The organism is Candidatus Baltobacteraceae bacterium, assembly GCA_036559195.1.
In the GTDB taxonomy this organism is placed as follows: Bacteria; Vulcanimicrobiota; Vulcanimicrobiia; order Vulcanimicrobiales; family Vulcanimicrobiaceae; genus JALYTZ01.
Map to the genome: position 1 here is coordinate 19,265 of DATBTN010000006.1, position 12,223 is coordinate 31,487.

10 protein-coding genes and 1 pseudogene are annotated in these 12,223 nt (G+C 64.6%); all 11 read left to right on the plus strand.

What is annotated here, in order from left to right:
• Positions 1–85 precede the first annotated feature (85 nt).
• The gene (gene carB, locus VIG32_00945) at positions 86–3,220 is read left to right on the plus strand and encodes a carbamoyl-phosphate synthase large subunit (protein ID HEY8296577.1); all 3,135 of its coding nucleotides are present in this window, start codon (positions 86–88) and stop codon (positions 3,218–3,220) included.
• The gene (locus tag VIG32_00950) at positions 3,199–3,930 is read left to right on the plus strand and encodes a hypothetical protein (GenBank protein ID HEY8296578.1); all 732 of its coding nucleotides are present in this window, start codon (positions 3,199–3,201) and stop codon (positions 3,928–3,930) included. Before carB ends, VIG32_00950 begins: the two co-directional genes overlap by 22 nt.
• Positions 3,927–5,333, plus strand: coding sequence for a penicillin-binding transpeptidase domain-containing protein (locus tag VIG32_00955; GenBank protein HEY8296579.1), 1,407 nt, complete (start codon positions 3,927–3,929; stop codon positions 5,331–5,333). Before VIG32_00950 ends, VIG32_00955 begins: the two co-directional genes overlap by 4 nt.
• A complete protein-coding gene (pknB, locus tag VIG32_00960; GenBank protein ID HEY8296580.1) occupies positions 5,330–7,411 on the plus strand; it encodes a Stk1 family PASTA domain-containing Ser/Thr kinase in 2,082 nt (693 codons plus the stop codon). Before VIG32_00955 ends, pknB begins: the two co-directional genes overlap by 4 nt.
• On the plus strand, positions 7,408–7,926 hold the full coding sequence (ruvC, locus tag VIG32_00965; GenBank protein HEY8296581.1) for a crossover junction endodeoxyribonuclease RuvC: 519 nt from the start codon (positions 7,408–7,410) through the stop codon (positions 7,924–7,926). The genes pknB and ruvC overlap by 4 nt, the downstream gene beginning before the upstream one ends.
• Positions 7,927–8,550, plus strand: coding sequence for a Holliday junction branch migration protein RuvA (ruvA, locus tag VIG32_00970; GenBank protein HEY8296582.1), 624 nt, complete (start codon positions 7,927–7,929; stop codon positions 8,548–8,550).
• Positions 8,547–9,626 (plus strand): Holliday junction branch migration DNA helicase RuvB, encoded by a 1,080-nt coding sequence (ruvB, locus tag VIG32_00975; protein ID HEY8296583.1) that lies wholly within the window; start codon positions 8,547–8,549, stop codon positions 9,624–9,626. The genes ruvA and ruvB overlap by 4 nt, the downstream gene beginning before the upstream one ends.
• On the plus strand, positions 9,626–10,615 hold the full coding sequence (locus tag VIG32_00980; GenBank protein HEY8296584.1) for a SpoIID/LytB domain-containing protein: 990 nt from the start codon (positions 9,626–9,628) through the stop codon (positions 10,613–10,615). Before ruvB ends, VIG32_00980 begins: the two co-directional genes overlap by 1 nt.
• Entirely contained in the window at positions 10,608–10,982 is a 375-nt protein-coding gene (locus tag VIG32_00985; protein ID HEY8296585.1) for a PilZ domain-containing protein, read from the plus strand. The genes VIG32_00980 and VIG32_00985 overlap by 8 nt, the downstream gene beginning before the upstream one ends.
• A 14-nt stretch (positions 10,983–10,996) precedes the next feature.
• Positions 10,997–12,022: pseudogene (queA, locus tag VIG32_00990) on the plus strand (tRNA preQ1(34) S-adenosylmethionine ribosyltransferase-isomerase QueA).
• Between the two features lie 9 nt (positions 12,023–12,031).
• On the plus strand, positions 12,032–12,223 hold a 192-nt coding region (locus VIG32_00995; protein HEY8296586.1), incomplete at its 3' end, for a hypothetical protein.

Consider the following 12,223-nt stretch of genomic DNA (forward strand, 5'->3'; position numbering starts at 1 on the left):
AAAGCGCCGGCAACTTTTGTCGTCCAGGAGTCTGCGGAGCGTCGCCTAAACCTGGTTGCCTAGGATGCTGCGACGGAACGTTCTAGTGATCGGGTCAGGGCCAATCATCATCGGCCAGGCCGCCGAATTCGATTATGCCGGCGTTCAGGCGTGTCGAGCCCTCCGCGAGGAAGGGCACCGCGTCGTCCTCGTCAACTCCAACCCCGCCACGATCATGACCGACCCCGAGGTCGCCGATGCGGTCTACCTCGAACCGCTGACGGTCGCCTCGATCGAGCAGATCATCGAACTCGAACGCCCCGACGCCCTGTTGCCGACTCTGGGCGGCCAGACCGGCCTCAACCTCGCGGTCGAACTCGACGAAGCCGGCGTTTTAAAGCGCCACGGCGTCGAACTGCTCGGCACCCCGGTCGCCACGATCAAGCTTGCGGAAGACCGCGAACACTTCAAAGCCAAAATGATCGAAATCGGCGAGCCGGTCGCCGAGTCGCTCATCGTTACCGACATCGAATCGGGCGTGGCGTTCGCAACCCAGACCGGCTACCCGCTCGTCGTGCGCCCGGCCTATACGCTGGGCGGAACGGGCGGCGGGATCGTCTACGACGAGGCGGAGTTGCGCGAGACGCTCGAGAGCGGCCTGGCGGCGAGCCTCATCCATCAAGTCTTGCTCGAAACCTCGCTGCTCGGTTGGAAAGAAGTCGAGTACGAAGTCCTGCGCGACAACGCCGACAACTGCATCATCGTCTGCAACATGGAGAACATCGATCCGGTCGGCGTTCACACGGGCGATTCGATCGTGGTCGCTCCATCGCAGACGCTTTCGGACCTCGAATACCAGATGCTGCGCTCGTCGAGCCTCAACGTGATTCGCGCGCTTAACGTGCAAGGCGGCTGCAACATCCAATTCGCGCTGCACGCGACCAGCAGCGAGTACCGCATCATCGAAGTCAACCCGCGCGTTTCGCGCAGTTCGGCGCTGGCGAGCAAAGCGACGGGATATCCGATCGCCAAGATCAGCGCGCGCATCGCGCTCGGGCAAACGCTCGACGAGATCTCCAATCCGGTGACCGGCGTCACGAAAGCCGCCTACGAGCCGACGCTCGATTACGTCGTGGTAAAGATTCCGCGCTGGCCGTTCGATAAATTTCCGCTTGCCGACACGCATCTCGGCACGCAAATGAAATCGACGGGCGAAGCGATGGGGATCGGCCGAACGCTGCAAGCGGCGTTGATGAAAGCCGTTCGCGGGCTAGACCTCAAGCGCGAGACGCTGACCGGAACCGCGCTTGCCGGTTGGAGCGACGCGGAACTCGATGCGGTCATCGCGCGCCCGACGCACGAGCGGCTCTTCGCGATCGCCGAATCGCTGCGCCGCGGCATCGCCATCGAGCAGATCGCGCGGCGATCCGCGATCGATCCATTTTGGCTGCACGAAATCGCCGAACTCGTCGCGCTCGAAGCGTCGTTTCGCGACGGTACGGGGGACGCGCGACGCGCGCTGGAATGCGGGTATTCGCGCGCCTCCCTGCGCCTGCTCGAACCCAACGGCGACGACGTCGTACCGGCGTTTCGCATGGTAGACACGGCGGCCGCCGAGTTTCCGGCGAAGTCGCCGTACTACTATCTTTCGTACGGTGAAACCGACGAGATGCGCCCCACCCCGCGCGAAGCGGTCGTCGTGGTCGGCAGCGGCCCGATCCGCATCGGACAAGGGATCGAGTTCGACTATTCGTGCGTGCATGCGGCCTGGGCGCTGCGCGAAGCGGGCCGTTCGGCGGTCGTCATCAACAACAATCCGGAGACGGTTTCCACCGATTTCGACATCTCCGACGTGCTGATTTTCGAGCCCCCGGGCGCCGATGAAGTCGAAGCGGCTTACCGTGCGACGAACGCTCGCGGGGTGATGCTGGCGTTCGGCGGTCAGACCGCGATCAATCTCGCCGACGAACTCGAGCGCCGCGGCGTGCGGATCATCGGCAGCGATCGCGCGAGCTTGGCGATGGCTGAAGATCGCGAGAAGTTCGACGCCGCACTGAGCCGGTTAGGCGTCGCACGGCCCGAAGGCAAGGCGGCTAGGAGTTTCCGCGAGGCGCGCGCGATCGCACGTGAGTTGGGTTTCCCCGTGCTGGTGAGGCCCTCGTACGTGTTGGGCGGACGCGGCATGGAAGTCGTCTACAACGAAGGACAACTCGCGTCGTACGCGGAGTCGGCTCCGCCGATTCTGCCCGACGCACCGCTGCTGGTCGATAAGTACTTGCGCGGGCTCGAACTCGAAGTGGACGCCGTCTTCGACGGCGAGGACATTCTCATCCCGGGAATCTTCGAACACATCGAGCGCGCCGGCATTCACTCCGGCGATTCGATCAGCGTCTACCCGACGCAGACGATCGACGATGCGATGGAACGGCGAATCGTCGAGGTGACGACCGCGATCGCGCGCGAACTGCAGATTCGCGGCCTCATCAACATCCAATTCGTCGTGCACGAAGGGCAGCTCTACATCATCGAAGCGAACCCGCGCGCGAGCCGGACCGTCCCGATTATTCAAAAGGCGACGGGCGTCAATCTGGTCGCCGCCGCCACGCGCATCGCGCTCGGCGAACGGTTACGCGACATGCCGTACGGCACCGGTCTCACGGCGCGGGCCCCGTTCGTGGTCGTCAAGATTCCGGTCTTCTCATTTGCCAAAATGCGCGGCGTCGAAACGATCCTCGGGCCGGAGATGAAATCGACCGGCGAAGTGCTCGGCATCGACGAGCGCTTCGCGGGTGCGCTGCGTAAGGGATTCATCGGCGCCGGGATCCGCTTGCCGGGAAGCGGCGGCAAGATTCTGGTCTCGATCGCGGATGAAGAGAAGGAAGCCTCGATTCCGATCCTGCGCCGGTACGCCGATCTGGGACACACGATCATTGCGACGCCCGGCACGCGCGATTACCTCGAATCGCACGGCATCGCGTGCGAATTCGTGAACAAGATCGCCGACGGATCGCCGCACGTGCTCGATCTCATCCACGCGCGCGGCGTCGATCTCGTGATCAACGACGCCACCGGGCAGCGTGAAATATCCGATAACTACAAGATTCGCCGCGCTGCGGTCGAAGCGAGTATCGCGTGTCTGACCAGTCTGGATACGGCCCGCGCTCTGGCGGAAGCGCTCGAAAACACGGCGGGCCCGCCCCAAACGCTGCAAGAGTATCGATGCGCCCGAACGCCGAGGTAGAACCGCGCGCGCTCATCCTGGGCGGCAACGCGAATACGCTTGCGTTCGCGAGCAGCCTGCGACCGGAGCGCAATATGGTGACGGCGCGATTGGTGCCGCTTGCGATGACGCCGATCGGTTCCGTCGTAGGCGATACGTGGCAAAACGTGCAGATCGCCGCGGTGAGCCTGCTCGATTGGATCGATCAAACGTTTCCTTCGAGCGACGAGCGCTCGTTCGTCGCGCCGATGCACGACGTCGACCTGCTCGCGCGCACGCGGTGGCACGCCGAACCGCCCGAGGTCTTAGACGAGGCGATCGTGCTCAATATCGAAGACTGCCCGGCGGACGTGGGCGAGGCGCTCGCGCATCCGCCCGAAGCGATCGTGCAATGCGCGACCTGCCGCCGTTTGTGCGTGCGCGATCATTTTCGCTGGGGCGACCGCCAGCTCTGCGCCTGGGACTATCATAAAACGGTCTTTGGTAAACGCGGCCCGTGGCGCAACGGACCGTACGAAGCGCGCCATTTCGAAACGCTCCCGACCGGCGCGTACGTGGCACCGCCGCTGCTTGAGGAACTGGGCGTCGACGTGATCCTCGGCCTGCATGGCGTGGACGAAGCCTCGGCGCACGCGGCGATCAACCTGCTGATGGAAAACGACGCGAACCGGCCCCATCTCGCCGTCCGCTCGCCCGACGGTTTCACGCTGCTGCGCGAGCGCGAGGCGTGAACGATCGTCTGATCGCCCGGATCGGCACGATCTTTGCGATTCTTTTCGGGCTGCTGGTCGTACGGCAATTCTACGTGCAAGTGGTCAAAGGACCGGCCTTGGCGTCGAAGGCCTATAATCCGCGCCACGGATTGCTCGACAACTACCGCGGGCGCATTTTAGCAAGCGATGGAACCGTGCTCGCGCAGACGCTGCACGGCAAGCGCGTCTACCCGCTGGGATCGTCGCTCGCGCAAACCGTGGGCTACGTGTCGGCACGCTACGGCACGAGCGGTATCGAAGATGCGTACGATCGCGCGCTCACGCCGCCCGAATCGAACGGCGACCTGGGCGCGCAACTCGGCGACCTGGCCGCCGCGCTCTCCGGCAAGAGCCTCGTGGAGCGCGGCGCGGATGTGGTCACCACGATCGACCCGCAGATCCAGGCGGAGCTCTTCGCGCAGCTCGACGCGCACTCGCGCGGGGCCGGCGTCGTGCTCGATCCGCGCACGGGGGCGATCCTCGCCATCGCGAGCGTGCCGAGTTTCGATCCCAACGCGCTGGCGGCGACGTTTGCAAGCCTCAACCACGATCCTCAGAGTCCGCTGCTCAATCGCGCGACCGACGGCCTCTATCCACCGGGCTCGACGTTTAAGATCTTCACCGCGGCCGCCGCACTCGATGCCGGCGTCGTCACGATGGATTCGACCTTCTCGGATCCCGGCTATCTCACGGTCGGCAATTTCACGCTGCACAACGACGAGAGCGAAGTGACCGGGACGCAGGATCTCACGGGCGCTTTCGCCCTCTCGAGCAACGTCGACTTCGGACAAATCGCGCTCAAAATGGGCGTGGACACGTTTTACCAGTATCTCGATCGCTGGGGCATCGGCGCGCCGCTCGATACGCAGCTGCCCGCCTCGACCGACCGCGTCCCGGCGAAAGACTCGATCGTCCCCGGCGAACTCGCCCAGATGGGGTTTGGCCAGGGAGCGTTACTGATGACGCCGCTGCAGATGGCGCTGATCGGCTCGACCATCGCCAACGGCGGAAACGAACCGCGCCCCTATATCGTTCGCCAGGTCGTGCGAGCGGGAATTCCCTCGAGCAGTTTCAGCGGCACGACGCTCGCTAGCCCGGTATCGGCGGATACGGCCGCCAACGTCAAGAAGATGATGGTGGCCGTTGTCGAGCGCGGAACGGGAACCGCCGCGCAGATTTCGGGCGTGACGGTTGCCGGAAAAACCGGGACGGCAACCAACCCGTCGGGGCGGGCGCACTCCTGGTTCGTGGCTTTCGCGCCGGCGGAGAATCCGCGAATCGCGGTGGCCATCGTGGTGGAGAATGCGGGGTATGGTGCGGCGGTGGCCGCGCCGATCGCGCGCAATGTTTTACGAGTAGCACTACAGAGCGTACGGAGTTGATCGAACAACACATCTTTAACAACCGCTACCGGCTTGACAGCAAGCTCGGCGAAGGCGGTATGGCGACCGTGTACTGCGGAACCGATACGCTTCTGCGCCGCCGCGTCGCGATCAAGGTGCTGCGCGAGCAATATGCCAGCGACGAGGAATTCGTGCGGCGCTTCTATCAGGAAGCCGAATCCGCCGCGCGGCTCTCGCATCCCAACATCGTGAACACGTACGACGTGGGACGCGAAGACGATACCTATTTCATCGTGATGGAGCTCATCGACGGTCCATCGCTTGCCGAGATTATCGCCGCCGACGGCAAGCTTCCCGAACCGGTAGCGATCGATTACGCCGCGCAGATTTGTAACGGCCTCGCGTTCGCGCATCGCCAGGGTTTGCTCCATCGCGACATCAAGCCGGCCAACATCCTCGTCACGAAAGACGACGTCGTCAAGCTTTCGGATTTCGGCATCGCGCGCGCGGTTTCGCAACAGACCATGGCGATGACCAAACCCGGACTCGTCATGGGCAGCGTCTTTTACCTTTCCCCCGAGCAAGCGCAAGGGCACGAGCTGCGCGAAAGCTCCGATCTCTACAGCGTCGGCATCGTGCTCTATCAGATGTTGACCGGCAAGCTGCCCTACACGGGCGAGTCGCCCGTCACGGTAGCGCTCAAACACATCAGCGATCCCGTACCGACGCTCGATACCGAGGGTATTGGCGTGAGCCCGGCCCTGGCCGCGATCGTCAACAAGCTCTTGCAAAAACATCCCGAGCATCGCTTCGCGTCCGCTAGCGAAGTCGCGTCGGCGCTGCGCGAGGCCCGCGAACGCCCGGCGTTCGCCGCCTACGAAACGATGGACGATGCGCCGACGCAGATGTTTCGCGCCGTCGGCGCCCCCCAACCGCCGCCGCGCCCGTCGCGGCTGCCCGATTATTCCTACACCTCGATTGGCGACGATGAAGCGCGCCGCTCGCGCAGCGGCGGCCGGATCGTCGCGATACTGAGCGGCGCGCTCGTGCTGGCGATCGCGCTCGGGTACTTTTTGTTCGGGCATTCGCTGAGCAACCCGTTGGTAGCGACCGTGAAGGTCGGCGACTATTCGCACATGCTCGACACGCAGGCGCAGCAAGCGATCGTCAACGCTCACCTCAACGTGCACGTCAAGCGCCAGCCCAGCAACGCCGATCCCATAAACACGGTCATCAGCCAAGATCGGCAACCCGGCTCGCAAGTCGCGCCCGGTACGTTTATCACGCTCTTCGTTAGCAACGGATTGCCGACGTTTGGGCTGCAGAACGTGATCGGATACACGCTGCACGACGCGCAGCAGGATCTGCAGGGGAAAAAGTTCGCGGTCAAGCTGACGCACGCGTTTAGCGGCAGCGTTCCGAAAGACAGCATCATCGCCGAGAAGCCCGCGCCGGGAACGCAGATTCATGAAAACTCGACCGTCGCGCTCGTCGTCTCCGACGGCCCGCAGCCGGTCTCGATGCCGAACTTCGTGACGATGCAGCTTAGCGACGCGCAGCGCCTCGCCAAGCAGGATGGTTTCACCCTCGATGCCACCCAGCAGCCGATCAGCAACATTCCGCCCAACGTCGTCGCCGGGCAAGATATCGCGGCCGGAACGCTCAGCACGCGCGGCAGCACGGTGCACGTAACGGTCAGCAGCGGCGGCGACCTCGCGCCGGTAACCGGCGTGACCGGCAAAGCGCAGGACGAAGCGACGCAAGCCCTAACGGCGGCCGGCTTTACGGTGAAACTCGACTATCAAATCAGCCCGAACGATCCCTCGAACGGCCAGGTCATTCGCCAAGACCCGCCGGCCGGCCAGAGCGCCCCGCGCGGTTCTCCCGTCACGATCTATCTCTCGGTTCCGGGCGCCGTTCCCGATACCGACGGCATGACGCTCGACGCCGCGCGGGCCCTGCTGCAAGCCTCGGGATACGCTCCGGGCAACGTCACCTATATCGCGGAAGGCGCCGACGGGAAGCTCGTGCGGACCGAGCCGGCGGCCGGAACGCAGACCAGTCCGGGCGCGACCGTCAACCTCATCGTGAACAACGCCGGCCAGCCGACGCCGTGAGCCTGCGGATTCTGGGAATCGACCCAGGACTGCGAGTCACGGGCTATGGCGTGATCGAGCAGTCGGGGAATCGCGCGCGGCTGATCGAAGGCGGCGTGATCGCACCCAAGACGAGCGGGACGCTCGAGATGCGTTTGCGCGACCTGCACGCCGGAATCAGCGACGTCGTTGCGGCGACGCGCCCGCAATGGATCGTGATCGAGGAGCTCTACTCGACGTACAAAAATCCGCTCACGGCAATCATGATGGGTCACGCGCGGGGCGTGCTGTGTTTAGCCGGGGCGCAGCACGACGTTCCGGTACGAACGCTCGGCCACTCGCTCGTCAAACGTTCGCTCGTGGGTTCCGGCGCGGCGCGTAAGGAGCAAGTCAATCACATGGTAACGGAGATGCTCGGACTGCGGCGCCGGCCCGAACCCAACGACGTCTCGGATGCGTTGGCGCTCGCATTGGCCTTTCTCAACCTCTACGAACACGAAGAGCGGCTGCCGTCCGTTCTGCGCAGGTTGGCGTAGATGTTTTCACGCATCCGCGGCAGCCTGGTCGAACGGTTGGATTCGAGCGTCGTGCTCGATGCGGGCGGTCTCGCTTACGAAATCGTTCTGCCGCCTTGCGTTGCGGAGAAGATTTCGGTCGCGCCGGGTGCGGAGGTCGCCCTCGAGGTTCATGCGGTACTGAACATGGAAGGCAACACGGGCCGGTTCACGTTTTACGGATTCAGCAACGCGATCGAACGCGAGTTCTTCGAAGCGCTGATCTCGGTCGCATCGATCGGTCCGCGTTCGGCCGCGCGCGCCTTCTCGCAGCCGATGGCGCGCATCGCGGGCGCCATCGATCGCGGCGATCACGTTTTTCTAAAAACGCTGCCCGGCATCGGCCAGCAGAAGGCGCGCGATATCGTCGCAAAACTGCAAGGCAAGGTGACCAAGTTTCTCTTAATTCAGGACGCGCCGGCCGCGGTGTCGGCCGCGATCCCCGGCTTTGCCGACGAAGCGCTCGCGGTGCTCCTGCAGCTCGAGTACAAGCGCGCCGAAGCCGAGGCGATGATCCGCAAAACGCTCGAAGCCGCACCGCAGATTGCCGATGCCGAGACGCTGTTGGCCGAGATCTATCGCCAGAAAGCGCTCGCTAACGCATGAGCGACGCGCGCAAAAGACTGATCGGACCCGACGACGTCCTGCAGGCTCGCGATGACGCGGAGCGGGTACTCGATCCGGGGGATACGCTCGAGGACGAGGTATACGGGGCATCGTTGCGGCCGCGCTCGTTCGATGAGTACGTGGGGCAGACGACGGTCGTCGAAAACTTGAAGATCGCGATCGACGCGGCGCGCAAACGCGACGAACCGCTCGAGCACATCTTGTTCTACGGTCCGCCGGGACTTGGAAAAACGACGCTCGCCGCGCTCATCGCCAAAGACATGGGACGCGCGCTGCGGCCGACGAGCGGACCGACCCTCGAGAAGCCGAAGGACCTCGTCGGCATTCTCACGGCGCTCGAGGAAGGCGATATTCTGTTCATCGACGAGATCCATCGCCTCGGCCGGGTCGTCGAAGAGTTTCTCTATCCGGCGATGGAGGACTATCAGATCGATTTCGTCGTGGATCGCGGCGCCTATGCGAAGACGCTGAAGCTGCCGCTCAAACGATTTACGCTCGTGGGTGCGACGACGCGCGCCGGCATGCTCTCCGCGCCGCTGCGCGAGCGATTCGGCATCATGCACCACCTCGACTACTACGGCGTGGACGAACTCAAACGCATCGTCCTGCGTTCCTCGGAGGTGTTAGGAGTGCCGATCGACGACGAAGGCGCGCAGACGATTGCGGCGCGCAGCCGCGGAACGCCGCGAATCGCCAACCGTCTGCTGCGCCGCGTTCGCGATTTTGCCGAGGTTCGCGCGCAGGGGCACATCACGCGCGCCGTTGCAGACGAAGCCCTCGAACGCGAAGGCGTTGACGAACTGGGCCTCGACCGCTTGGATCGCGCGTTCCTGCGCACGATCGTCGAACAGTACGGGGGCGGACCCGTGGGCATGGCCGCGATCGCCGCGACGTTGACGGAAGATGCGGAGACGCTCGAAGATGTCGTCGAACCGTATCTGCTCAAGACGGGCTTCGTGATCCGCACCGCCAGCGGCCGCAAAGCCACGCCCGCCGCGTACCGTCATCTCGGCCTCAAAGGCACCGCGTCCGGTCAACAGGAACGTTTGCTGTGATGCAACGCCGGCGCTTCTTACTTGCCGCCGCGGGAATGCCGTTCGTTCTAGCGGCCGCGCCGCAGTCGGATCCGGCCGTCCAATCCGACGTGCAATCGCTGCGCGTCCTGCTCGGTCGCGGATCGGCACAACCGGTCGATGCGGAGAGCTTCCTCTACGAAGGGCGCCGGTATCGCGGCTCCTTCACGTCGACGCCGGACGGCCGCGTCGTCAGCGTCGTCCCGCTCGAAGCGTATCTTTACAGCGTCGTCTCGCGCGAGATGCCCCGCAGCTGGCCCGCGGAAGCGCTGCGCGCGCAAGCGATCGCCGCGCGCACCTACGTGCTCGGGCGCAGCAATCCCAATCGCGACTACGACGTCGTCCCTTCCGAGGCGGATCAAGTCTACACGGGCATAGATGCCGAGTCCCCCGCAACGACCGCCGCGGTCGACGACACCGCCGGCCACGTCTTGCGCTTCGGGGACGAGTTTGCGCAAATCATGTATTCGTCGTGCTGCGGCGGTCATACGGAAGCATCGTCGGATGCGTGGAACGGTGCGCCGATCGCGTATCTCGGCGGCGTGACCTGCACGTACTGCACCGATTCGCCGTGGTATCGATGGACGGAATCGGTCGCGCTCGATCGGGTGCGCGGCGCCTTTGCCGACCGCATCGCCTCCATCGGTACGCTCCAACGCATCGCCGTCGATCAAACCGATCCGAGCGGGCGCGCGCGTTTTTTCCGCATCGAGGGCGACGCGGGCTCCGTGCAAATCAAAGCCGCAGAGTTCCGCAGCAAGTTGGGCTCGCGCGTGGTTCCGAGCCTGCTCGTGCGCGGCGTGGGTCTCGACGCGGCGCAAGCGCAAGCGACGATCGCGATCGACGGCGGCGGCCTCGGACACGGCGTGGGCCTGTGTCAGTGGGGCGCGCGCGGATTGGCCAACTCCGGCGGTTCCGCTCGCGACATCCTCGCACTCTATTTTCCGGGTACGACGGTGGGTCATGACTGACGAGCCTTCGAGCGCTTCGGGGTACCCCGACGACAAGCGAATGACCGGCGTTCGCTTGCGTAAGTATATCGACGTCGTGGTCGAGGATCGCATTTCGTCGATGCTCTTTCGCGGCGCGGTCGCCGATATCGCCGAGACGGGGATGCGCGTCATCGCCGATCAGTATCTGCCGAAGGGCACCAAATACACGTTTACGATGAAGCGCAATCCTTTTCTGATGCTGCGCGGCGAAGTGCGCTGGATTCGGGCCGTCGATCCGAATACGTACCACGTCGGCGTGCTCTTCCTCGACATCGCGGAAGACGACCGCAAACGGCTGCTCACCTTTCTCGAAATCGAACGCAAACGGCTCGCGACGACCGGCTAACCGCCGCCTACGACTTCGCCCTGCCGCCACAGCTCATCGCGCAGGCGCCGGCGTCGCCGCGCGATGCGGCGCGTCTGATGGTCGTGCGCGGCGACGATATCGAGCACGCGCATTTTCGCGATCTCTCCGCCTACCTGCGCGCGGGCGACGTCCTCGTTCTCAACGAGACGCGCGTGATTGCCGCGCGGATCTTCGGCACGCGGCCGAGCGGCGGACGCATCGAAGTACTGCTGCTGCGGCCCTCCGAGATGCCGCGCTACGACGCCCGCGCCTCGCGCTGGCTCGCGCTCGTAAAGCCGGGACGCAAGATGCACGAACGGGACCGAGTGCTCTTTGGCGAGCTCGGCGAAGCGCGCGTGCTGCGCGTGCTCGAGGAGGGCGTACGCGAACTCGAGTTTCGATTGACCCTCCCGTTTGAAGCGTTTTTGGAACGCGCCGGCACGCTGGCGCTGCCGCCCTACATTCATAACGATTCGCACGAAGCGCAGCTGCGCTATCAAACGATCTTCGCGCGCGAGCCGGGCAGCGTCGCGGCGCCGACCGCCTCGCTGCATTTTACGCCGCAAGTGTTCGATGCGCTCGTGGAGCGCGGCGTGGAGATCGTGAAGCTGGTGCTCGACGTCGGGCTGGGAACGTTCCGCCCGATGCAGGGCGAGCGTCTCGAGGATCACCACATGCACGGCGAGTCGTACGCGATCCCCGAGGCGACCGTCGCCGCGATCGATCGCGCGAAACGCGAGGGCCGGCGCGTGATCGCCGCGGGAACGACCGTCATGCGCGCGCTGGAAGGAAACGTTGCGGCCTGCGGGGCGCTGCGCGCGGGTCCGGGCGAGACGGCAATCTTCATTACTCCGGGCTTCACGTTTCGGGTCGTCGACGCGTTGATCACCAATTTTCACCTGCCGCAGTCGACGCTGCTGGTCTTGGTAAGCGCGTTCGCCGGTCGAGAGCGTATGCTCGCATCGTACGCCGAAGCGGTCGCGCGCGAGTATCGGTTCTTTTCGTTCGGAGACGCGATGTTTCTGGCACCGCACGGGTAGGAGGAGAGCATGCGAGTTGTTGAGATCGCCGAGTCCGGCGACGCCGGCGTGTTGCGAGTCGTGGAACGCCCGACGCCCGGTCCCGGCAACGGCGAACTGCTCGTTGCGGTTGAAGCCGCCGGCGTTTCGCGCGCCGACGTTATCCAGCGAAAGGGCTTGTATCCGCCGCCTCCCGGTCATTCGGATATTCCCGGCCTGGAA